A 23,092-nucleotide genomic window follows, 5' to 3' on the forward strand; every position below is an offset into this window, starting at 1 on the left:
TCAGCCCGGCGTTTGCACATTCAGGACCAGACCATGGCAACCTATACCCCATCCACGATCGAAGCCCGCTGGCAGGCCGCCTGGGACAAGGCCAACGTGTTCACAGCGACCCGCAGCGCCGACAAGCCCAAGTATTATGTGCTTGAGATGTTTCCCTACCCGTCGGGCCGCATCCATATGGGGCACGTGCGCAACTATACGATGGGCGACGTGATCGCGCGCTACAAGATGTCGACGGGCCATAACGTGCTGCACCCGATGGGCTGGGATGCCTTTGGAATGCCTGCGGAAAACGCAGCCATGGCCATCGGCGGCCACCCCAAGACATGGACCTACGACAACATCGCCGACATGCGCAGCCAGATGAAGCCGCTGGGCCTTTCCATTGACTGGTCGCGCGAGTTCGCCACCTGCGACCCCGAATATTATGGCCAACAGCAAGCGCTGTTCCTTGATATGCTTGAGGCCGGTCTGGTCTATCGCAAGAACGCGCAGGTGAACTGGGACCCGGTCGATATGACCGTTCTGGCCAATGAGCAGGTGATTGACGGCAAAGGATGGCGGTCTGGCGCCGAGGTCGAGCGACGCGAGCTGACCCAGTGGTTCTTCAAGATCTCGGACATGGCCGGAGAGCTGAAGGACGCGCTTGCGGGCCTTGAAAACTGGCCCGCCAAGGTCCGCCTGATGCAGGAAAACTGGATTGGCGAAAGCCGTGGCATCGATATCCCGTTTGTCCGTACGGATGGAAACGGCACGATCCTGTGCTATTCGACCCGCCCCGACACGATGCGCGGCGCATCCTTCATTGCCGTGGCACCCGACCACCCGGTCGCGAAGGCGCTTGAGACCGAAAACCCCGATCTGGCCGCCTTTATCGACGAATGCCGAAAGATGGACACCACCGAAGCGGCCATGGAAAAGGCGGAAAAGAAGGGTGTGGACACCGGCGTGCGGGTCAACCACCCGGTCTACCCCGATGTCGAACTGCCCGTCTGGATCGGCAATTTCGTTCTGATGGATTACGGCACCGGCGCTGTTTTTGGCTGCCCGGCCCACGATCAGCGTGACCTGGATTTTGCCCGCAAATACGACCTGCCCGTTCAAAATGCATTCTATATGCCCGGCAACGAAACCGAGGTCGCAAACGAGGCCTTGGTGCCCGCCAAGACCGAGAAGGTCGCCTATATCGATCATTTCGCGGGTGTGACCGAGGTCACAAGCCAAGAGGCCATCGACGCCACCATCGACTATTTCGAGGCGCACGGGCTGGGCAAGGGTCAAACACAATACCGCCTGCGCGATTGGGGCCTGTCGCGTCAACGCTATTGGGGCTGCCCCATTCCGGTTGTGCATTGCGATGACTGCGGCGTGGTGCCTGAAAAGAAAGAGAACCTTCCGGTCGAATTGCCCGACGATGTCAGCTTTGACATCCCGGGCAACCCGCTGGACCGCCACCCGACCTGGCGTGACGTGCCCTGCCCGGCCTGCGGCAAGCCTGCGAAACGCGAAACGGACACGATGGACACGTTTGTGGATTCGTCCTGGTACTTTGCCCGCTTTACCGCCCCGCGTGCGGACACGCCCACGGTTCAGGAAGACGCCGCATACTGGATGAACGTGGACCAGTATATCGGCGGGATCGAACACGCGATCCTGCACCTGCTTTATTCCCGGTTCTTTGCGCGGGCGATGCAGATCACAGGGCACCTGCCCAAATCCGCGATCGAGCCGTTCGATGCGCTGTTCACCCAAGGGATGGTCACGCACGAGATTTACCAGTCCCGCGATGACAAGGGGCGGCCCGTCTACCACCTGCCCGAGGATGTGACGGACGGCAAGCTGTCCGACGGCACGCCGGTCGAGATCATCCCCTCTGCCAAGATGTCGAAATCCAAAAAGAACGTGGTCGATCCGCTGGGCATCATCGCAAGCTACGGCGCTGACACCGCGCGCTGGTTCGTCCTTAGCGACTCTCCGCCCGAACGGGATGTGGAATGGACGGCCTCGGGCGCGGAGGCCGCGTTTAAACACCTGACCCGCGTCTGGAACATCTGCGACCGGATCGGCGAAATGGACAAGGATGCGCCCGGCACGGGTGACGACGACCTGCTGCGCGCCATGCACAAGACGATCCACGATGTGACGATGGGCGTCGAATCATTCGGCTTTAACGCAGCCATCGCCAAGCTCTATGGCTTTACCGCGACACTGCAGAAATCCAGGGCCAGCCATGCGGCCCAGCGCGAAGCGGTGATGACGCTTGCCCAGTTGATGGCCCCGATGACCCCGCACCTGGCCGAAGACATCTGGGCCCATCAGGGTGGCAACGGGCTGATCATCAACGCCCCTTGGCCGGTCGCGGACGCAGGGATGCTGGTGTCGGATACCGTGACTATGCCCATCCAGATCAATGGCAAACGGCGCGGTGAAATCACCGTACCCGCCGATATGGACAAGGCCGAGGTTGAAAAAGCGGCGCTGGCGACCGAAGCTGTGCAAAAGGCGCTGGACGGCGGATCGCCCAAGAAGGTGATTGTGGTCCCGGGCCGTATCGTGAACGTGGTGGTCTGACCCGACATGCGCATCCTTGCTGCCCTTGCCCTGATCCTGATGGTGTCCGCCTGCGGGTTTGAACCGGTCTATGGCCCCGGGGGAACAGGCACGCAGTTGCAGAACAGGGTGTTGGTGGACAAACCCATCGACCGCGAGGGGTTTTTGTTGGTGCGCCAACTGGAGGAACGTCTGGGCCGCACCGGCGATCCCGCCTACAGGCTGGGTATCAAGCTGGCCGTGGCGGAAGAAGCACGCGCAATCGACCCGGATGGTGACATACGCCGGTTCCACGTGATCGGCACCGCGGAATACACGCTGGCAGATGCCGCAACCGGCGCAATTGTTCGTTCGGACAGTGTGGACAACTTTGTGGGTTACTCCGCCACCGGCACGACCGTTGCGACACTGGCTGCCAAGCGCGACGCAACCGAACGCCTGATGACGATCCTCGCGGATGAGATCGTGCTGCAATTGCAGGCTTCGGAACTGTGAAGCTGAATACCGGTCAGGCGAATGCCTACTTTTCCAAACCTGATGCGGATGCTGCGGGGCTGTTGATATATGGCGCGGACGGTATGCGTATCGCGTTGAAGCGACAGCAGGTGGTCGCGGCCCTGATCGGCCCGCACGGCGAAGAGGAAATGCGGCTGACCCGTATCGCGGCAGCGGACCTGCGCAAGGAACCCGCCCTTTTGCTGGATGCGGTCAAGGCCATCGGATTTTTCCCGGGGCCGCGCGTGGCGCTGGTCGAGGACGCCAATGATACGGTGGGCCCCATCGTCACCAACGCCCTGTCGGATTGGGCGCCGGGGGATGCGCAAATCGTGGTGACGGCCGGTGCGCTGAAACCGACATCCAAGCTGCGCAAGGCGTTCGAAGCCCATACATTGGCCTACGCCGTCGGCATCTACGACACGCCCCCCACACGCGACGAGATCGAGCGCGACCTGACAGCCGCCGGTATCACAAACCCGCCCCAAGAGGCGATGCACCTGCTGATGGACCTTGCGCGCCAACTGGAACCGGGGGATTTCCGCCAAACTCTGGAAAAGATCGGGCTGTACAAGCTGAACGATCCCGCCCCGCTCAGTGCTGATGACATTGCGGCCTGCGCCCCCGCGTCGATCGAGGCGGATGTGGACGACGTTCTGCTGGTTGTGGGTGACGGCAACGCGGCGGCCATCGGTCCGGTGATGCAGCGCCTGCAAGCGCAGGGGGCAAATGCGGTGTCGCTGTGCATCGGGGCCATGCGCCACTTCCGAACCCTGCACCGCGCGGCAAGTGACACATCTGGCCGCCCGCAGATCTGGGGCCCGAACCGGGACAAGATGCTGGCACAGGCCCGCAATTGGGGCGCACCCAAGCTGGAGATGGCACTGACCGAATTGACCGATACGGACCTGCAACTTCGGTCCGCGGGCCAAAACGCACCCGCACTGGCGGTGGTCGAACGCTGTTTCATCCGCCTTGCCATGCTCGCCCGGCGCTGAACGCGTTCGTATTTCTCTGACTTAAGACATCCCGGGGACGTCGCCACAGTGACGGGGGCAAAGCCCCGTCATCATGTCATCGCCGCATGGCGGCCCTTGGATCACGCGTGGTCCGGGGGCGGGGCCGCAAACATAGCGATGACCTCCGCCTCGGTCATCTGGTGGCGCCCCGCACCGGCAAAGGCGTATCCATCTGGCTTGAGGTCAATGTAAAGCTCCCCCGTCAGCGGGATGTTGGACGCATCGGAAAAGGTGCCCAACCCCACATGCATTTCGCCGTTCATCGGTCCCGGGGCCGTCACGCGGTAGAACACCGAGGCGCCGCAAGACTTGCAAAACGCCCGCTCCGCCCACTCGGACGAGGTATAGATTGTCAGGTTGTCTTTGCCGTGGATCGTCATGCCATCCTTGGGAACACGCACCCCCAGAAATACGCCGCCGGACCATTTGCGGCACATCCCGCAATGGCAGGCCCCGGTTTCTGTCACCGGGGTGGTGATTTCGAACGTAACCGCGCCGCAGACGCAAGAACCTGTGTGGGACATGAAACCCTCCTGTCTTAGATGCACACGCACGCTACCACACCGGTGTGACAAATCCTGACAGCAGGCTTGCGACCCGTCCCGCTGCCTGCAATCGTGCAAGCGCAGCAAAAGGAACACCCCATGTACCGAGTCGTCGGAACCGTCAAAAGCCGTGCATTTCGTGTGCTCTGGATGCTTGAGGAGCTAGGCCAGCCCTATGAGTTGGTCACTGCCACCCCGCGCTCGGACGAGGCGCGCGCGTTCAATCCGTTGGGCAAGATCCCCGCGCTCGCGGACGGGGAGGCAGTGCTGACCGACAGCGTGGCGATCATGACTTATCTTGCGGACAAGCATGGCCGCCTGTCCGCACCCGCCGGCACCCCGGATCGCGCACGACAGGATGCCGTCACCCTGTGGCTGATCGACGAGATGGACGCACTGTTGTGGGCGGCAAGCAAACACAGCTTTGTCCTGCCTGAAAAACTGCGCGTTCCGGCGCTGACACCAACACTGCATAAGGAGTTCGCGCGCAATGTGGACACCCTGGCAGGGATGCTTGACGCGGGACCCTTCCTCATGGGCGACGACATCACCTTACCGGACATTCTGGCGGTGCACTGTCTTGGCTGGGCATTCGGCGCGGGTTTCCCGCCGCTTCCCGACCCTGTCAAAGCCTACAGCAAACGGCTGCGTGCACGTCCCGCCTTTCGCGCGGCGGCGGACCACTAGATACGCAGATAATCCATTACGCCCTGCCCGGCCCAGCGCCCCGTGGCAAGGCACGCGGTCAACAGATAACCCCCTGTGGGCGCTTCCCAATCCAGCATCTCGCCTGCGCAGAACACGCCTGGACGGGACCGCAGCATCAGGCGGTCATCCAACGCGACGGCGGGCACGCCACCCGCGGTCGAGATCGCCTCGTCCATCGGACGCACGCCATGTTGTGCCACGCGCAACTTTTTCAGACGCCGCGCAACCCGAAGCGCCTCGTCAGGCCATGGACGGCCCCATTCCTGCGCCAGCGCAATCTTGAGCGGGGACAGTTTCAGAACCTTGCGCAGATGGTTGGAAAAGCTTGCCTTGCCACGCGGTCGGTCGAGGCGCGTGGCCACGTCGTCAACATTCATGTCGGGCAGCAGGTCAAGAAACAGGTCGGCGCCCTCGCGGACCCCGCGCGATACCGAATACACCCCGCCCCCTTCAAGGCCACGGCGCGACGCAACCGCTTCGCCTCGGGACCGGTAGGACCCGGCGCGCCATGCTACCCCTTTGATGGGGTGACCCATATGCCGGGCCATGTGATCGGACCAGTTCACAGCCACGGCCGCGTTGGCCGCACCAAAAGGTGCAGTGCCCACACCGATCCAATCGGCCCATGCCCCATCAGACCCCAGCCGCGCCCAGCTTGCACCCCCGCACGCCAGAACAACCGCATCCGCCGTTATGGGGACCGGGGCAGAGGACGGGCCGGATATCGAAAGCGCATCGCCATCCCAACCGGTCCAGCGGTGACGCGTACGCATCTCAACCCCCAGATCGTCCAGGCGCTGCAGCCAGGCCCGCAACAGCGGTGACGCTTTCATGGCCTTGGGAAAAACGCGGCCCGTGGTCCCGGTGAACACCTCTTGTCCCAACCCTTGGGCCCAATCAGAAATCGCCGCCGCGTCCCACGCCTTGATGGCCGGGCCCAGCCAATGTGCCGCTTCGGCATAGTGCGGCAGCAGCGTGCCGACATCTTCGGCCTTGGTCAGGTTCAGGCCCGATTTTCCCGCCATCAGGAACTTGCGCGCGACAGTCGGTTTTGCGTCGTAGACCGTCACTTGCGCCCCGGCCTGTGCCATCACCTCGGCCGCAGCCAGACCGGCAGGCCCGCCACCGATGACTGCGACACCGCTCACCCTGACGTTGTCCGCAACTCACCCTTCATTTCAACCACGCGGTGCGGATAGGGGATTTCGATGTTGTTGTCCTTGAGCGCGTTCCAGATCAGGAACAGCACATCCGAGGTGTATTTGTTCGGCCCGTCATCGATGCCGTTGACCCAGAATTCCACGGCAAAGTCGATGCCGCTGTCGCCAAATCCGCGCAATTCGCAATCCGGGGGAAAAGGCGAATCCAGCACTTCGGGATGCGTGGCAACGGCCGCCTCGATGATCGCGGGCACGGTGTTGATGTCGGTGTCGTAGCTGACGGAAAACGGTGCCTCATACCGGTTAGCCGAACCGCTGTCGGAATAGTTGACGACGCGGGTTGTGATGAAATCCTCGTTTGGGACCACGATCCACCGGCCGTCATAGGTTTCAAGGATCGCCGCACGCGCCGACATTTTGACAATCGTGCCTGCCTCGCCACCGTCCAGTTCAACATAGTCACCGACAGTTGCCTGCCCCTCTACCAGCAGAATCACGCCAGAGATGAAGTTCGACGCGATTTTTTGCAGGCCAAAACCAAGGCCGACACCGATGGCACCGCCCAGCACGGCAAGGGCTGACAGGTTGATACCCATGATGTTCATCAGCAAAAGAAAGGCGACGCCAAAGATCATGAACTCGATCGACTTGGCCACCAATTGCCGAAGCGAGGGGCGCATCTCTTCCTGCTTCTGGATGAAGGTGGAGGATTGGCTGTTTGACCATTGGCCCAGCCAGAAAATCACGCCCCCCACCGCAAGGAACTGCAACAGCCACAGCAGGTTGAACGACAGGTTGCCCAAGGGGACCACCGTCGCTTCAAGCCACGAGGCCACGGGCTCCAGCAACCCAAGGGCGTACAGCGCGGCGATCGGAACCAGGATGTACCGCCCAAGCAGTTTCAGGAACGGATCCGCAACGATGTCGCGGACCAGGGCCCGAACGGCCAGGAACAGAAACACACGCTTGCCAAAGGCAATGACCGCGCCGCTGTCAAAGATCGACCGCACGACGCCTTCGCCGATGCCGGTCAGCACATAGGCCAGCAGGGGCAAGAGCAATGGCAGGAACTGGGCCACGAACCTGCGCGCCTTGGCAAAAAGGTTGTCCGCGTCACCGGGATCAAGCAGGCGTGCCAGCATGGGGCGCACCCGGCGCGCGATCACCAATGCAGCCAGATAGGCGACGATCAACAGCGCGAATTGCGACCAGGCCGCCGGGCTCAGCAGCCATAACAGCGCCAGTTCCCACCCTTGCAGCGCATAGCCTGCAACGGTCTGCACAATCTCCGGCTGGCTTTCCAGGTCGAACTCCACGGCGCACCTCTTGCCTTGGTTACACACCGTTCCAATTGTCACGGGCAACCGTGTTACTGCAAGGGATCACGCCGTTGTCTGACCCGATCTGTGCCCTCTGTGGCCGTCCAATCCCACCTGACGCCCCACAAAGCCTGCATCACCTTGTTCCCAAGCTGAAGGGTGGCAAGGGGGGTCCCACCGTGCTGTTGCATCATATCTGTCACCGCGAAATCCACGCCACCCTCACCGAGGCGGAACTGGCGCGCAACTACTGCACGCCCGAAGCGTTGCGGGAACATCCGCGACTTGGCAAGTTCCGCACGTGGGTGGCCAAGCGCCCGCCGGGATTTGCGTCCAAGGTTCCGGGTGCACGGCGCAAGCGTTAGCTCGACTTGCCCTTGCTGTCCTGGGTTCGCTTTTCCTCGATCCGCCGACTGACATCGCTCAGGATGTCAGAGACCAGCAACTGCACACGATCAGACGTGGTAAACACCCGCTGCGTTTGCGCGGGTTTGGGGGCGCGTTTGGCGCGCTCGATCCGGTTGTCACGTGCCATCGACTCAATCATACATCGTGTCACGTAAAGTTGACAACTGCTGTGTCGAATTCACTTACCTACTGATTGCAAAGGGATTTGATGGCCCGCGCCGTCTGCGGCGGTGCGGCAGCGATATCGGCACAAAGCGCCCGGGCCCGCTCCACGACGGTCTCAGCTTCGACAATTTCGTCTACCAACCCGAAGTTGAACGCGGTTGCCGCGGTAATCTTTTGCCCGCCCAGAAAGATCATCTTGGTGCGTGCAGGGCCGATCAGTGCCGCCATCCGCACCGGGTCACTGGGTTGCGGCAGATACCCGAGCTTCATCACCGGATAGAAGAACTTGGCCGCCGGCACGGCGATGCGGATGTCGCAGGCCAGCACCATGCCGGTGGCCCCCCCGGCGACGGTTCCGTTCAAGGCCGCGATGCTCAACCCGCGCAGGTCAGCGATTGCGCCGGACAACTCCTCCCACAGTGGCGAGGTCGCCAGACCCGCCCGCGCCGCGTCGAGGTCTGCGCCGGCGCTGAACACCGAACCGGTGCCCGTCAGAATGACCGCCGCCGCGTCCTTGGCCGCATGCACCGCGTCGCGCAGATCAATCAGCATTTGCTCGGTCAGCGCACCGGCCTTGTCCGGTCGGTTGATGGTCAGCGTCCAGATCGGGCTACTGCGGTCAATGTCGATCATGTCAGATCCACCCGCTTGCGAATGTCCGGGTCGCGCAGCGAAATCTCTTGCCCGATCCAATCGTCGGCGTTGGCGGTGCACATCCACAATAGGGCCTTTGCCGGCCAATCGGGTGGAATGTGATCGGACCAGTCCAGCTGGCTGACAGGATTGATACCGCTTGCCTTGATGTCGCGCTGCATCTGCGTGGCAACCGTGCCGGGCGACAGCCCCATGGCGCGGATACCGGCGCTGCCGTTTTCCTTGTCCACGCAGCGGGTCAACATGGCAGCACCCGCCTTGGAGGCACAGTAATGGGACCATGCCTCGACCGGGCCGTGGGCCGCCCCCGAACTGACGGTCAGTATGGTGCCGCCACCTGCTGCCACCATCACCGGAAGCGCGGCGCGCATTCCATGGAACACGCCCTTGAGATTGATGTCGATCACGCCCCCCCACGCCTCTGGATCAGCGGTCGCAATATGCGAAATGGGTTCAATCACACCTGCATTGCCGATCAAAACGTCCAGACCGCCGAACCGCTTTATTGTTGCTTGAACAGCGCCTTCGACGGCGGGGTAGGAACTGACGTCGCAGGGCAACGCGACAGCGCCGGGGCCGATTTCATCGGCCAGTGCACGGATATCGTCAGCCCCGCGCGCCACAAGCGCGACATTGGCTCCGGCGGCGGCAAAGGCACGCGCCGTATCTGCGCCGATCCCCCGGCTGGCACCGGTGATCAATACCGTCTTTCCGCTCATTTCGTGCATCGCACCCTCCGCATCCATTTGTTGGTCTTGTGGTACGGTCAAGCGCGCCTTAGGTCCACCCTGTGGCCTTGACGCTTCGCGTGCCGTCCCGGACGATATGGCCATAGCTATTCAAGGATTCTGTCATGTCTCGTATTTCTCATCTGTTTTCCGGCACCGCCCTGGCGATATGCCTGCCCGCCACGGCCGCCTTGGCCGACCTGACGGCCGAAGAGGTCTGGGCCGACTGGCAGTCATACATGTCCAGCGCAGGTTACGCCGTTACCGCATCCGAAGTCGTCGGGTCTGGATCGGTTGCCGTGTCGGACATGACACTGACCATGGAAATGGATGACGCATCGGGCGGCGGCGCATTCGAAGTGGTCCTTGAAACAATCAACTTCGTAGAACAGGGCGATGGTACCGTCGCTATCGAATTGCCCGCCAGCACAACGATGAACATGTCCTTCCAACCGGAAACCGGAGAAAACGTGACTGTCGCCGTCGACTTTGACCAGACGGCGCCCAACATGGTGGCCGCGGGTGACCCGGGCGATCTGACATATACCTACGCCGCCGAAGCGGCGCGTATGGCACTGCAAGGCGTGACAATCGACGGCATCACGGTCGGACCCCAGATCGCGAAGCTGGATGTGACCATGACCGACCTGGCCCAGGTCGTTAAGACAACCGTTGGCACGCTGCGCTCTGTCAGCCAGGACATGACCATCGCGTCGGTCGATTATGACCTTGCCTTCAACGATCCCGAAAGCGACGACAGCTTCCAGATGAAGGGCGCCATGCAGGGCCTGAAGCTGGACGGCACCGGCAAGTTGCCCATCGCCTCGGACGTGCAGAACCTGAACGCCATGCTGAACGACGGGTTCCAGGCGGCCGTGACCTTTACGACGACGGGTGGCAATTATGACCTGTCTTTCAGCAGCGAAACGGATGGCAGCGGCACAGCCAATGCAACGTCGACAGGGGCCGCGTTTGATGTCTCGATCGGGCCGGACGGATTGCTGTATGACGTGTCGCAAACCGGCGTAGACATGAACATGCTGCTGACCGAGCTGCCGTTGCCCTTGTCCTTTTCTGCAGCAGAAATCGGCACACGCTTCCTGATGCCCCTGCAGAAATCGACGGAAGAGCAGGATTTCGGCATTGCGGTCACCCTGAACGAGTTTTCCATGTCCGACGTGATCTGGAGCCTGTTCGACCCGACCTCGCAATTGCCGCGTGATCCTGCCACGCTGGTTGTGGACCTCAGCGGCAAGGCGAAGGTGCTGTTCGATTTCCTCGATCCCGCGCAAGCGGCGGTGCTGGATCAGGCGGACACGGTCCCGGGCGAACTGAACGCCGTAACGATCAACAAGATCGAGCTGGATGCCGTGGGTGCGCGTCTGACCGGGTCGGGTGACTTTGTCTTCGACAACACGGACCTGGCGACGTTTGATGGCGTGCCGCGTCCCGAAGGTGCGGTAGATCTGACGATGGTCGGCGCAAATGGCCTGATCGACAAGCTGGTCGGCATGAGTCTGCTGCCCGAGGACCAGGCCATGGGGGCCCGCATGATGATGGGTCTGTTTGCCGTGCCCGGCGAAGGCGAAGACACCCTGAATTCCAAGATCGAAGTCAACGACCAGGGCCACGTGCTGGCCAACGGCCAGCGCATCCGCTGAACTGCGCGTGTAGGGCGGCGCAGGCCGCCGCCCTTGCACCTGCCCCCTTGCACGGCTACCTGAAAGCGCAAGCATGCGGAGCAGACACATGACCCCTTCCGATCTGTCCACCTTGACCGAACGCCTTTTGAAGGCGGCCAAATCCGCGGGCGCCGATGCCGCAGACGCCATGGCCGTACAGGGCACATCGGTGTCGGTGGATGTGCGCGCAGGCGCGCTGGAACAGGCTGAACGGTCCGAGGCGATCGATATCGGTCTGCGTGTGTTTGTGGGTCAAAAACAGGCCAATGTGTCCGCGTCTGACACCAGTGACCGCACGGTCGAGGAAATGGCCATGCGCGCCGTCGCGATGGCGGCCGAGGCACCGGATGATCCCTATGCCGGTCTGGCCGACCCGGATCAGCTGACCACATCCTGGGACGTGGAGGCGCTGGAACTGAACGACACAACTGCGGAACCCGCGGCCGAAGACCTGCAAGCCGATGCGATGGCCGCCGAAGCTGCGGCCATGCAGGTCGCGGGCGTGACACAGGTTCAGCAATCCTCGGCCGGTTATGGCGCGCGCGATATCTGGCTTGCCGCGAGCAACGGGTTTTCCGGGGGCTATCGCCGCACGGACCGCGGGCTGAGCTGTGTGGCCATCGCGGGCACCGGCACAGGTATGGAGCGGGACTATAGCGGTGACAGTCGCATCTTTCAGTCCGATTTGCGCAGCGCCGAAGACATCGGGACCGAAGCCGGAATGCGCACGGTCGAACGCGTCGGCGCACGCAAACCGCCCACCGGTACGTTCCCCGTAGTGTTTGACGAACGGATATCGTCATCCTTGATCGGCCATCTTCTGGCGGCCGCCAACGGGTCAAGCGTATCGCGCGGGTCGTCATGGCTGCGGGATCATCTGGGCCGACAAGTCTTGCCTGAGGGTCTGAACCTGGTCGAAGACCCCTGTCTTCCGCGTACCCCCGGGTCGCGCCCGTTCGATGCCGAAGGGCTGCGCACGCAACGCCGCCTGATCGTGGAGGATGGGGTATTGACCGGTTGGACGCTGGATTTGGCGAATGCGCGCAAACTGGGCATGGCACCTACCGGGAATGCCGCACGCGGCACCTCGGCCCCGCCAAGCCCGTCAAACTGGAACATTGCACTTGATGCGGGCAGCGCCACGCGCGACGACCTGATCCGCGACATGGGCACCGGCTTGCTGGTCACTTCGATGATCGGTGCCACCATCAACCCCAACACGGGCGACTATTCCCGTGGGACTGCAGGCATGTGGGTGGAAGATGGCGAAATCGCTTATCCCGTAAACGAATGCACCATTGCGGGGACCCTGCTGGACATGCTGCGCCGCATTGTGCCTGCAAATGATGCCCGCCCGCATCTGAGCCGGGTGGTGCCGTCGCTGTTGATCCCCGGAATGACCCTTGCCGGCAGCTGATTTGCCCTTGCTGATCGATGCGGCCCGGGTCGCAGGACGCGTCGCGACCAGCTTTGCCGGTCCGACAGCGGCCCGTTGGGACAAGCCAGACGATGCTGGCCCCGTAACCGAAGCCGACCTTGCGGTGAATGACGCGTTGCAGTCTACCCTGCGCCTGGCCCGCCCGGATTATGGCTGGTTGTCGGAGGAAACCGAGGACAACGACGCGCGCCTGTCAGCAGACACCCTGTTCATCATCGACCCGATCGACGGTACCCGCAGCTTTGTCGAAGGGGGGCGGACCTGGGCAATTTCCATCGCCGTGGCGCACAAACGGCAGATCACCGCGGCGGCCATCTACCTGCCGCTGCGGCACAAGCTGTACGCAGCGGGCCAGGGCGTCGGGGCCACGCTGAACGGGGCGCCACTGCGCGCCACAACGAATGAAATGCAGCCAGACAGTACCGTGCTGGCCGCGCGACCCAGTTTCCACGACAGGCACTGGCGCGATGGCCCCCCACCCGTCGAACGGCACTACAGGCCATCGCTGGCCTATCGGCTGTCGCTTGTGGGTGAAGGGCGGTTTGACGGAATGCTGACCCTGCGGCCAAGCTGGGAATGGGATATCGCGGCGGGCGCGCTGATCGTGTCAGAGGCCGGTGGCAAGATCACCGACCGCACGGGCGCGCCGCTGAGGTTCAACAATGCCCATCCGGCGCTGAACGGGGTAGTGGCGGCTGGGCCTCGTCTGCACGGTGCGCTGGTCAACCGGTTGGGACCTGGTCGCGCGGCCTGATCTTCTTGACCCCCCGACCCATATGCGCAAACTGCGCCCCGGACGCCCCGCACATAATCAAAGGAAAATGCGATGACACAGCGCCTGCACCTCGTCTTTGGTGGCGAACTGGTCGACCCGTCCCGCAACGTGTTCAAGGATGTGGACGACCTGCACATCGTCGGGATCTTTCCAAATTACCAGGCGGCCTATGACGCATGGAAATCCGAAGCACAGCGTACCGTGGACAACGCGCATATGCGGTACTACATCGCCCACCTGCACCGGTTGCGGGACGAAGAAAGCGAAACCGCCACAACCGAAGAACTGGGCTGACGCCCGGGTGCGCGGTTCACTGGGGCTGACGGCCTATCGCACATTGTCGGGACGGCGCAAACCGCCGGATTTTGTTCCTGCACGCGACCGGCCAGAGGGCGAACTGGTTTGGATACATGCCGCCGAACCGGGCAACAACCGCGCGCTCAACGACCTTGCCCATCGCCTGGTGTTCATGCGACCCGGCTGTCAGGTGCTGCTGACCGCAGCCCAAGACCATTTTGGCGACCGCGGCGCCGATGACATCTGGCACGAAACACTGCCGTCCGACCATCCCGTTGTGACCGATGCATTTGTGGCCCATTGGGCGCCCGACGTTGCGGTGTGGGCCTGGGGCGATTTGCGCCCGAACCTGATCCTGTCGACGGCAGAAAGCGGCGCGCACCTGATGCTTGTTGATGCCGCCAGGGACGGGTTTGACGGACGCCGCGACCGGTGGCTGTCCGAAGTGCCGCGCGCCTTGCTGGCCCAGTTCGACCACGTGACCGCCCGCAACGAAGAGGCGCACCTGAAACTGGCCCAGATGGGGCGCCCCGTCGGCGCCATGGAACTGGCCGAGCCGCTGCACCCGTTTGGCAAGGTGATGCCAGCCGCAGACAGCGATCTGACCGAACTGACTGCAACATTGGGGGGGCGGCCGACATGGCTTTCGGCGCGCACATCTCAGGCCGAATGTTCAACGATCCTCGCGGCGCACAAGCTGTCGCTCAAAGCGTCGCACCGCCTGCTTCTGATCCTGCACTTTTCCCAGGTGCACCACGCCAAGGCCGCCGAACAAGAGGCCCGCGAACAGGGCCTGCAAGTTGCCAACTGGGGCGACGGCACCTTTCCCGATGACAACACGCAGGTTCTGATTGCGGATGACGACGCCGAATTGGGCCTGTGGCTGCGGGTGGCGACGGTCACCTTTCTGGGGGGATCCATGCGGGTCGGATCCGACGTCTGCGACCCTTATTCCGTCGCGGCCCATGGCACCGCAATTGTCTACGGCCCCAATGTCGGGCCGCATGTCGATGCCTTCACCCGTCTGATGAACGCAGGCGCCGCACGAATTGTAAACGACACCGCGTCCTTGGGCCGGGCCATCAGCCAAATGATCGCACCCGATCACGCGGCACAGATGGCGATGGCAGGGTGGGACGTCGTCACGCGGGGGGCCGACAGCCTGGACCGTATCATCGCGCTCATTCAATCGCGCCTGGACGGGCGCAAGCCCGAAGCATCGTGATGCGCGCACCCGGGTTCTGGCTGAAACACGCCCCCGATTGGCGGGCCCGGCTGCTGTCGCCCCTGGGGTATCTTTATGCCAACGCAACCGCACGGCGGCTGGCAGGGGGGACACGCAAACACCTGCCCGTGCCCGTTATCTGCGTTGGAAACATCAACGCGGGCGGCACGGGCAAGACACCAACTGTAATGGCCATCGTCGAACGGTTGCGCAACGCCTTCCACGATCCGCATATCGTCAGCCGCGGCTACGGTGGCCGCGAAACCGGGCCACTCGAGGTTGACCCGGCCCGGCACCGCGCCGACCAGGTAGGGGACGAGCCCCTCTTGCTGAGCGCTTTCGCGCGTACATGGGTGGCACGGGACCGGGCAGAAGGCGCAGATGCCGCGATTGCAGCCGGGGCCACTGCCATCGTTCTGGATGATGGATTTCAGAACCCGGCGCTGGCCTATGATCTCTCGATCGTCGTTGTTGATGCCGAAACCGGGTTTGGCAATGGGTTGTGCCTGCCTGCCGGACCTCTGCGCGAACCGGTGGCCACCGGATTGGCCCGCGCAGACCTGTTGCTGTCAATCGGATCAGCCGCGGCGCAGGACCAGTTCGACACCCCTTCGCTTCCCGATACGCTGCCCCATGTTCGGGCCGAATTGCAGCCACTTCAAACAGGTATGACCTGGGCGGGCATGCCAATGATCGCCTTTGCAGGGATCGGGCGCCCGGAGAAATTCTTCGATACGCTGCGCAGCCTCGGGGCCAAACTGATCCGCACCGAAGCACTGGGGGATCACGAAACACCGGGTACGGCCTTCCTCACCCGGCTGGAACGCGATGCCCGACTTGCAGGCGCACAACTGGTCACAACGGAAAAGGACGCTGTGCGCCTGCCCCCTGCATTCCGGCAAAGCGTCGTAACCTTGCCCGTCCGTCTGCACTTCACCAATCCCGAACTGCTGGACAGTGCCCTCGGCGCTCTTGGTCCAGGTGTTTCTTCCGACTGAAAATACGACCGCCGGAGGCACAATCGCAGCCGCGGGACGCGGATGCAAAACATCGTGTCGCGCGCATGCGCGTCAACCCGACGGCACACCACAACGCAAGACGCCCGACCATAAGCCGGGCGTTGATGCATGTCGTGTCACAGCGTCAGCTTCCTGCCGCCTCGTCGATCAGGCGCGACATCTCGGAATAGGCCATGTTGTTGTACTTGGTCCCGTTGATGACAAAGCTGGGGGTCGAATTGATCCCGTCTTCAGCTGCGTTTTGCTGGTACCACGCAACCAGCGTGCGCAGGTTGTCCGCATCCGTCAGGCATGCCTCAAGCATGTCTCCTTCGAGGCCGGCAAGGCGACCGATCTTGCGCAACTCGTCGGCGATCTGGGCCGGGTCGCCGCCACCCGCACGCGCCCATTCCGACTGGCTTGCATACAGCATGTCGGTGATGCCAAAGAAGGTTTCCGGCGTACCGGCACAGCGCGCAATGGCGGATGCCCACAGGCCGAACCGGTCAAAATACACTTCGCGATAGATAAAGTTGACCTTGCCGGTGTCGATGTAATCCGCCTTGAGCTGCTTGTAGGCCCCGGCATGGAAGCTGGCGCAGTGCGGGCAGGTATAGCTGGCATATTCAATGACCGTCACCGGCGCATCGGGATTGCCCAATTGCATGTCGACCACCGTCGAGGTGTCGATCTCACTGGCAGCTTCCTGTGCGTTGGCGGCGCCCAAGAGACGTTCGGCCTGGGCCTGTTGCTGGGTCGACGGACCCGATTGCATCGTGCTCCAAAAGACATACCCGCCCACACCGATCACGACGGCGAGGATGGCAACAATACGGTTCATGTGCGTGTTCCTTGTTTTTCTTTTGTCAGGATATGTGCGCCCAGCCGTTCAAGGGCGGCGCGCAATGTCTCATCTTCGACCGGGGCGACAACCTGCCCGGCGGCTGCGGTCATTTCCGGTTCCGGCATCATGGGGCCTTGATCCTTCGGGCGATGATCAAATGCGACCTGCCCGTCCGCAAACCCGGTCGCGGCGGTCTGGGTGATCCGAATGCGCGCAATTGCATTGTAGCCATAGACGGCATTCACCCGTTCGCGCAGCTGTTCCTTCTGCATCTCCAGCATCGGAGCCTGCGCGCCCGTGGTCAGCAAGGTCAGCGTCGCGCCCATGCCGCCCCGGCCATAGCTCACCTCGACCGGACGGGCGATGGCCGCTACGTCGGTGCCCGCAACCTCGGCCCAGTCGGTCAGCAAACGGCTTTGGGCGAATCCGCGGCTTTCGCTGGCGTGTCGAATCTGTCCGGTCAGCAGTGACGCTGTCCGCCTGAACCCTTTTGTACTGGCACGCCGCGCGACCATGGCTATGTTCCCTCTCACTGATGCGTGATCATAACGGATCAAGGCGTGATCACCAGCCATCTCAAGTAGGAAGCCATAACTCTTGCGTGACCTCAGCCGCGACCTTCTGGATTGGTATGATGTCCATGCCCGCGCCATGCCCTGGCGGGTGGGCCCCAAGGACAAGAAGGCGGGCATGCGCCCTGATCCCTACGCCGTCTGGATGTCCGAGATCATGTTGCAGCAGACGACCGTCGCTGCGGTCACCGCCTATTTCAACCGCTTCATGGCACGATGGCCCACGGTTGCGGATCTGGCGGCAGCGGATGATGCCGCCGTGATGGGCGAATGGGCCGGGCTGGGATACTATGCCCGCGCGCGCAACCTGCTGAAATGCGCGCGCGCCGTTGTCCGGGATCACGACGGGCAGTTTCCGGCCGATCACGCCGCCCTTCTGCAATTGCCCGGCATCGGCCCGTACACCGCTGCCGCGATTGCGTCGATCGCCTATGACCTGCGGCATGTGGTGGTGGACGGCAACGTCGAACGCGTCATGGCGCGGATGTTCGATGAACACACGCCTCTGCCCGCTTCCAAGCCCATCCTCACCGCTTATGCCGACCAACTGACACCACGGGATCGGCCCGGCGATCATGCCCAGGCGGTGATGGACCTCGGGGCCACAATCTGCTCACCTAGGTCCCCTGCCTGCGGCATCTGCCCGTGGCGTGACCCGTGCCAGGCGCGGGCCGCGGGCACCGCCGCTGGCCTGCCCAGGAAGACACCGAAAAAGCCGAAACCAATCCGCCATGGCACGGTATACCTTGCCCGGCGCAGCGATGGCGCCTGGCTGGTGGAAACGCGCCCGGAAAAGGGTCTGCTCGGCGGCATGATGGGATGGCCCGGAACGGAATGGCTGGATGTGTCGGAACCGCGCCCGGACTGCGCGCCAATTGACACGCACTGGACCAAGCTGACCGGCGAAGTGCGGCACACCTTCACCCATTTTCACCTGCTGCTTGATGTCATGGTTGCCACAGTCGAGGATGCGCAACCTTCTCGGGGTTACTTTCTGCCGCGTGACCAGTTTCGGCCGTCGGACCTGCCCACGGTCATGCGCAAGGCGTTCGATCTGGCGCAGACGTGAAGACACGCGGCGTAGCGTCACGCTTGGCAGTTCGGCACCAGTGATTCTAAGCTGGACCGCGCGCAATCAGAGGAACCGATCCAGAATGACCCTGCCCCCGGAAACCGTCGCCAAAATGCAGAACGCCCTGCCGTTTGCCCTGTCCTTTCTTCTGATCCCATTGGCGATCGTCAGCGCCATCTATGGCGGCTGGACCGTCATTCTGCTGCCCGTGGTGACATGGTACATGTTCTCAATTCTGGATCTGGCCGTGGGTCTGAACACCGACAATGCCGATCTTGAGGCCACGGATGACGACCTGTTCTGGTACCGCATGATCACGGTCGCCTGGGTGCCGGCACAGTTCCTGATGCTGTTTGGGCTGATTGCCTATGTGGCACCTGCCGATCACCTGAACACGGTGGAAAAACTGGCGATCTTCTTTGGCGTCGGTGTCATCACCGGGACGGTTGGCATCAACTACAGCCACGAACTGATGCACCAGAAGAACAAGCTTGAGCGGTGGCTGGCGGATGCCCTGCTGGCAATGGTGCTGTATTCGCATTTCCGGTCCGAACACCTGTTGGTGCACCACCGTTATGTCGCCACGCCGCGCGACCCGGTCACGGCACGCATGAACGAAACCTTCTACCGCTTTTACCCGCGCGTGCTCAAACAATGTTTCCTGTCCGCATGGAACGCGGAAAAGGCGATGCTGGCGCGCAAGGACCTGCCCGCGACAGACAGTTCAAATCCATTCTGGAAATACGCCTATCTGCAACTGGTGTGCTTCCTTCTTGCCTTTGCCCTTGGCGGTTGGGTGGGCGTGGGCCTGTTTGTCCTGCAAGCCGGAGTCGCCATCTGGCAACTGGAACTGGTCAACTACATCGAACACTACGGCCTGACCCGCAAGCATCTGGGCGACGGCAAATATGAACACGTGCAGCCACGCCATTCCTGGAACGCCGCCCATAAGGCATCGAACTGGTTGCTGATCAACCTGCAACGCCACTCGGACCATCACTACAAACCCGACCGCCGGTTCCCGGTCCTGCAGAACTACACCGAAGCGGACGCGCCCCAGCTTCCCTATGGGTATCCGGTGATGACCATCGCGGCGATGATGCCAAAGATCTGGAAGCGCGTGATGAACCCCCGTGTGCAGAAGTGGCGGGAGATGTACTATCCCGAGATCACCGATTGGGCAGCTTATAACAAAGCTGCAAATCCGTTGCCGCGGTAACACATTCAGCCGATCTTGAATAAATACGAATATCGTACCAAATATCCCTCCACTCTAGGATGGGATACGACATGGATATCGACACCGACAGTGGACCCAAAGCAGTTGTAACAGGAACGGCGCAAGGAGCCCTGGCCGAGGTATGGGACCGGTTTGTCCCGATAAAACTGCCTGAAGTCTTTCCCAATCCCAAAGGGCCAATACCAGCCGTTGTAGCGGTCGAAGACCAGGATGGCCGCTGGGATACCGTCGGCAAATCACGCACCGTCGTGTTGGCCGACGGCATGCGCGTACGCGAAGAGATCACGCACAGTGACCCCACAGGCGGACAACCTGCACAGGCAATCGCGCAGTTCGGATACACGGTGTCCGGGTTTACCGGACCGCTCAGTTGGCTGGTCAGCGAGGCACAGGGGCATTGGCTGTTCGAAGACAAGGGTGCCCACACGCGCATCACGTGGACCTACCAGTTTCGGCCGACCCACGCGCTGGCGCGGCCGCTGGCCAAGGCCATCATCGCCCTTTTCTGGCAACGTTACATGAACGAGGGGATGCAGAACGTCACGCGGATCACCGGTCAGTCCAGCACCCAGACCGCCAGTGGATCGGTCACCCCCCGCACCTCTTGATCCGGTGCGCGGCGAAAACCGTCGCTGTCGCCTGCTGCCGCAATGGTGGCATCACTGACAATCGCCCGCACGTCCAGACTGCGGGTCATCGCCTCCAGTCGGCTGGCTACATTCACCGTATCGCCCAGAACGGCGAACTCCAGCCGGTTGGCTCCGATGTCACCCAGCACCACGGGGCCGAAATGCAATCCAAACCGCGCATCGATCTCGGGCAGGTTGTCGGCCCGGCGCGCCACGTTCAGGGCCTGCATCCGGTCCACCATCGCCCGCACGCAGGCCACAGCACGAACCGCGTCATCTTCAAGCGGCAAGGGTGTCCCGAAGGTCGCCATCAGCCCGTCGCCCAGGTACTTGTCAAGCGTACCGCCATGGGCGAACACCTCGCTTTCCATCCGGGCGTGAAAGGCGCGCAGCGTTTCGATCACCTCTTGCGCCGGACGCCCGTCCGAATAGGCCGTGAACCCGACGATATCGACAAACAGCACCGCCGCATCGTGGCTGCGGATCTGTCCCAGCGGTTCATCTTTGGTCGACAGTTCCTCGACCATCGTCGGAGAAAAATAGCGGGCCAGGTTCGTGCGCTCCCGCGCCATTTCGGCACTGTCAAGGACAAGGTTCTGATAGCGACGTACCGCCACGGCAAGGATCACAGCCACGACCACAAACACGACGACTTGCTGAAACCGAAGGTCCCAATTCACGTTGTTGGGGTCAAACTGGCGGGCCAGATCGGGGTTGTTCGGAAACATTGCATGTGCGGCATCCGTCAACTCGGGAAAGGTCCGGCCAAACCACCAGACACATAACGTCCCCAGCAACCACATCGCCATGGTCCAGTTGCCAATCGCAATAATTGTGCGCCACGAATAGGTCAGGACCCCGGCCGCCAGAATGATAAAGAAGTACTGGAACACCTCGAAATTGTAGATCAGCGCCGTGGGTGTCGGATCGACCTGCAACGGGTTGGGCACCAACAGGGCCAGCGTCATCAAAAGCAGGTCAGCAAACAGCAACGCCAACTCGGCCCCAGACTGGCCAACGCGGCCCACGCGGCGCTGCGCCAGACCAACCAGAACCAGGCAAAACAGCAGGAAAAGGTACCAGGTCACGTCCCAGTTGGGATTCAGAAAAACAAGCATGACCGCCGTCACCGACAGGGCGCCGATGCGCGCCTTGACCGCCAGGTCCATCCCTTCGCGCTTGTTGCGCTCCAACGCCTCCTGAGCGTGACGGTGGGCCGGGATCTCTGCATCGCTTTCATTGCGACCGGCGGTGGTCAGGGTGCTGCTGATATCAACCATGTCATCTGTTCTCATGCCTCTGCGAGCGCAATGTAAACCGGATTAACAAAAAAGCCCCGCCAAAAAGGCGGGGCATAGGTGCAGTGCCTTGGATCAGGCCTTGTGTAAGGCCGCAGGCACCTGGCGGTGTGGGGGTAAACCTTGGTTCAGTCGTGCATTTCCGACCGGATTTGCTGGCGGAGCACATCAATGGGCACGGTCTGACCGTCCTTTTTGAAGCACCAGTAGGTCCAACCGTTGCAGCTGGGCGCGCCTTCAAGATGGGCACCCACCTGGTGGATCGATCCCTTGATGTCGTCACCGATCAACGTGCCATCGGCACGGACCTTGGCCTTGTGACGGCGGTTCATGGAATACAGCTCTTCGCCCGGACGCAGCATCCCGCGTTCGACCAGCTGGCCAAAGGGCACACGTGGCTGCGCCCGCTTGGAGGCCGAAACTGTCAACGCTTCCTTGTCGAACTTGCGGACATTGGCGATACGTTTCTCGGCTACCTTGCGATAGGCCGCTTCCCGTTCGATCCCGATAAAGTCGCGCCCCAGCATCTTGGCAACAGCACCCGTGGTTCCGGTGCCAAAGAACGGATCAAGGATGACATCACCCGGGTTGGTCGACCCAACCAGAACGCGATGCAACAGGCTTTCTGGTTTTTGCGTCGGATGCGCCTTGTCGCCCTGATCGTCCTTCAGCCGTTCATGACCGGTGCAGATGGGCAGAACCCAATCGCTGCGCATTTGGATACCCTCGTTCAACGCCTTCAGCGCGTCATAGTTGAAGGTGTATTTGCTGGCCTCATCCTTACCGGCCCAGATCATCGTTTCGTGGGCATTGGTAAACCGCTTGCCGCGGAAGTTGGGCATCGGGTTGGATTTGCGCCACACCACATCGTTCAGGATCCAGAATCCTTCGTTCTGCAAGGCGGCACCAACACGGAAGATGTTGTGATAGCTGCCGATCACCCAGATCGCGCCATTGGGTTTCAGCAACCGACGCGCAGCCTTCAGCCAGGCCGTCGTGAACGCGTCATAGGCACGGAACGAATTGAACTGGTCCCAGTGATCGTCGACCGCGTCGACCTTGGAATTGTCGGGGCGATGCAATTCGCCTTTCAGCTGCAGATTATAGGGCGGGTCGGCAAAGATCAGATCAACGCTGCCAGCCGGCAGGCTGTTCATCACATCAATGCAATCCCCCGCAAGGATCTGGTTCAAGGGAAGCGCCTCGGCGCCCTTTACATGTTTCGTCATCGTCTGCCTCTGTCCCCGGTGCATTTTGCACTCGTTGGTTGG

24 protein-coding genes are annotated in these 23,092 nt (G+C 62.1%); 14 read left to right on the forward strand and 10 right to left on the reverse strand.

Annotation, left to right across the window (positions count from 1 at the left end):
* Positions 1-33: 33 nt before the first annotated feature.
* The 3 genes from leuS to holA are packed head-to-tail and all read left to right on the forward strand — an operon-like array spanning position 34 to position 4,043.
* Complete coding sequence (gene leuS / locus Q0844_RS11510; RefSeq protein WP_299044864.1) at positions 34-2,571, forward strand: leucine--tRNA ligase; 2,538 nt, start codon at positions 34-36, stop codon at positions 2,569-2,571.
* 6 nt (positions 2,572-2,577) lie between these two features.
* Positions 2,578-3,045 carry an LPS assembly lipoprotein LptE gene (lptE, locus tag Q0844_RS11515; protein WP_299044866.1) on the forward strand — a complete coding sequence of 156 codons (468 nt, stop codon included), beginning with the start codon at positions 2,578-2,580 and terminating at the stop codon, positions 3,043-3,045.
* Positions 3,042-4,043 (forward strand): DNA polymerase III subunit delta, encoded by a 1,002-nt coding sequence (gene holA / locus Q0844_RS11520; protein ID WP_299044868.1) that lies wholly within the window; start codon positions 3,042-3,044, stop codon positions 4,041-4,043. Before lptE ends, holA begins: the two co-directional genes overlap by 4 nt.
* A gap of 101 nt (positions 4,044-4,144) precedes the next feature.
* Here holA and Q0844_RS11525 read toward each other — a convergent pair whose 3' ends face one another.
* Complete coding sequence (locus Q0844_RS11525) at positions 4,145-4,588, reverse strand: GFA family protein (protein WP_299044870.1); 444 nt, start codon at positions 4,586-4,588, stop codon at positions 4,145-4,147.
* 120 nt (positions 4,589-4,708) lie between these two features.
* Here Q0844_RS11525 and Q0844_RS11530 point away from each other — a divergent pair, with 120 nt between their 5' ends.
* On the forward strand, positions 4,709-5,296 hold the full coding sequence (locus tag Q0844_RS11530; protein WP_299044872.1) for a glutathione S-transferase family protein: 588 nt from the start codon (positions 4,709-4,711) through the stop codon (positions 5,294-5,296).
* Here the strand turns inward: Q0844_RS11530 and Q0844_RS11535 are convergent.
* Positions 5,293-6,465: a TIGR03862 family flavoprotein gene (locus Q0844_RS11535; RefSeq protein ID WP_299044874.1), complete on the reverse strand. Its 1,173-nt coding sequence runs from the start codon at positions 6,463-6,465 to the stop codon at positions 5,293-5,295. The genes Q0844_RS11530 and Q0844_RS11535 overlap by 4 nt on opposite strands.
* A complete protein-coding gene (locus Q0844_RS11540; RefSeq protein ID WP_299044876.1) occupies positions 6,462-7,793 on the reverse strand; it encodes a mechanosensitive ion channel domain-containing protein in 1,332 nt (443 codons plus the stop codon). Before Q0844_RS11540 ends, Q0844_RS11535 begins: the two co-directional genes overlap by 4 nt.
* Before the next feature lie 74 nt (positions 7,794-7,867).
* On the opposite strand from Q0844_RS11540, the gene Q0844_RS11545 reads away from it, so the two are divergent.
* Positions 7,868-8,161 (forward strand): HNH endonuclease, encoded by a 294-nt coding sequence (locus Q0844_RS11545; protein WP_299044877.1) that lies wholly within the window; start codon positions 7,868-7,870, stop codon positions 8,159-8,161.
* Here the strand turns inward: Q0844_RS11545 and Q0844_RS11550 are convergent.
* From Q0844_RS11550 to Q0844_RS11560, 3 genes are read right to left on the reverse strand one after another with little or no spacing between them, the layout of a single operon-like run.
* Positions 8,158-8,331, reverse strand: coding sequence for a hypothetical protein (locus Q0844_RS11550; protein ID WP_299044878.1), 174 nt, complete (start codon positions 8,329-8,331; stop codon positions 8,158-8,160). The genes Q0844_RS11545 and Q0844_RS11550 overlap by 4 nt on opposite strands.
* A gap of 59 nt (positions 8,332-8,390) precedes the next feature.
* On the reverse strand, positions 8,391-9,002 hold the full coding sequence (locus Q0844_RS11555) for an enoyl-CoA hydratase/isomerase family protein (protein ID WP_299044879.1): 612 nt from the start codon (positions 9,000-9,002) through the stop codon (positions 8,391-8,393).
* The gene (locus tag Q0844_RS11560) at positions 8,999-9,751 is read right to left on the reverse strand and encodes an SDR family oxidoreductase (protein WP_299044881.1); all 753 of its coding nucleotides are present in this window, start codon (positions 9,749-9,751) and stop codon (positions 8,999-9,001) included. The genes Q0844_RS11555 and Q0844_RS11560 overlap by 4 nt, the downstream gene beginning before the upstream one ends.
* A gap of 125 nt (positions 9,752-9,876) precedes the next feature.
* On the opposite strand from Q0844_RS11560, the gene Q0844_RS11565 reads away from it, so the two are divergent.
* From Q0844_RS11565 to lpxK, 6 genes are all read left to right on the forward strand, one after another.
* Complete coding sequence (locus Q0844_RS11565) at positions 9,877-11,412, forward strand: DUF2125 domain-containing protein (protein WP_299044883.1); 1,536 nt, start codon at positions 9,877-9,879, stop codon at positions 11,410-11,412.
* 88 nt (positions 11,413-11,500) lie between these two features.
* Positions 11,501-12,850 carry a TldD/PmbA family protein gene (locus tag Q0844_RS11570; protein ID WP_299044885.1) on the forward strand — a complete coding sequence of 450 codons (1,350 nt, stop codon included), beginning with the start codon at positions 11,501-11,503 and terminating at the stop codon, positions 12,848-12,850.
* A complete protein-coding gene (locus Q0844_RS11575) occupies positions 12,837-13,625 on the forward strand; it encodes a 3'(2'),5'-bisphosphate nucleotidase CysQ (RefSeq protein ID WP_299044887.1) in 789 nt (262 codons plus the stop codon). The genes Q0844_RS11570 and Q0844_RS11575 overlap by 14 nt, the downstream gene beginning before the upstream one ends.
* A 72-nt stretch (positions 13,626-13,697) precedes the next feature.
* Entirely contained in the window at positions 13,698-13,940 is a 243-nt protein-coding gene (locus Q0844_RS11580) for a DUF4170 domain-containing protein (protein ID WP_299044889.1), read from the forward strand.
* Positions 13,941-13,947: 7 nt separating this feature from the next.
* Positions 13,948-15,168, forward strand: a complete 1,221-nt coding sequence (locus tag Q0844_RS11585) for a glycosyltransferase N-terminal domain-containing protein (RefSeq protein ID WP_299044891.1) — start codon at positions 13,948-13,950, stop codon at positions 15,166-15,168.
* Positions 15,168-16,166, forward strand: a complete 999-nt coding sequence (gene lpxK, locus Q0844_RS11590; RefSeq protein WP_299045297.1) for a tetraacyldisaccharide 4'-kinase — start codon at positions 15,168-15,170, stop codon at positions 16,164-16,166. The genes Q0844_RS11585 and lpxK overlap by 1 nt, the downstream gene beginning before the upstream one ends.
* Before the next feature lie 145 nt (positions 16,167-16,311).
* Here lpxK and Q0844_RS11595 read toward each other — a convergent pair whose 3' ends face one another.
* Together Q0844_RS11595 and Q0844_RS11600 are read right to left on the reverse strand one after the other, a co-directional pair.
* Positions 16,312-17,007 carry a DsbA family protein gene (locus Q0844_RS11595; protein ID WP_299044893.1) on the reverse strand — a complete coding sequence of 232 codons (696 nt, stop codon included), beginning with the start codon at positions 17,005-17,007 and terminating at the stop codon, positions 16,312-16,314.
* Positions 17,004-17,525 carry a DciA family protein gene (locus Q0844_RS11600; RefSeq protein ID WP_299044895.1) on the reverse strand — a complete coding sequence of 174 codons (522 nt, stop codon included), beginning with the start codon at positions 17,523-17,525 and terminating at the stop codon, positions 17,004-17,006. Before Q0844_RS11600 ends, Q0844_RS11595 begins: the two co-directional genes overlap by 4 nt.
* Before the next feature lie 82 nt (positions 17,526-17,607).
* On the opposite strand from Q0844_RS11600, the gene mutY reads away from it, so the two are divergent.
* The 3 genes from mutY to Q0844_RS11615 all read left to right on the forward strand — a co-directional run bounded on the left by mutY (position 17,608) and on the right by Q0844_RS11615 (position 20,502).
* A complete protein-coding gene (gene mutY / locus Q0844_RS11605; protein ID WP_299044896.1) occupies positions 17,608-18,651 on the forward strand; it encodes an A/G-specific adenine glycosylase in 1,044 nt (347 codons plus the stop codon).
* Between the two features lie 85 nt (positions 18,652-18,736).
* A complete protein-coding gene (locus tag Q0844_RS11610; protein ID WP_299044897.1) occupies positions 18,737-19,873 on the forward strand; it encodes an alkane 1-monooxygenase in 1,137 nt (378 codons plus the stop codon).
* Positions 19,874-19,944: 71 nt separating this feature from the next.
* On the forward strand, positions 19,945-20,502 hold the full coding sequence (locus tag Q0844_RS11615) for an SRPBCC family protein (protein WP_299044898.1): 558 nt from the start codon (positions 19,945-19,947) through the stop codon (positions 20,500-20,502).
* Here the strand turns inward: Q0844_RS11615 and Q0844_RS11620 are convergent.
* Both Q0844_RS11620 and Q0844_RS11625 read right to left on the reverse strand, forming a co-directional pair.
* Complete coding sequence (locus Q0844_RS11620) at positions 20,451-21,818, reverse strand: adenylate/guanylate cyclase domain-containing protein (protein WP_299044899.1); 1,368 nt, start codon at positions 21,816-21,818, stop codon at positions 20,451-20,453. The genes Q0844_RS11615 and Q0844_RS11620 overlap by 52 nt on opposite strands.
* A 131-nt stretch (positions 21,819-21,949) precedes the next feature.
* Complete coding sequence (locus Q0844_RS11625) at positions 21,950-23,050, reverse strand: site-specific DNA-methyltransferase (protein WP_299044901.1); 1,101 nt, start codon at positions 23,048-23,050, stop codon at positions 21,950-21,952.
* Positions 23,051-23,092: the final 42 nt, after the last annotated feature.

Source organism: uncultured Tateyamaria sp. (assembly GCF_947503465.1).
GTDB lineage: Bacteria > Pseudomonadota > Alphaproteobacteria > Rhodobacterales > Rhodobacteraceae > Tateyamaria.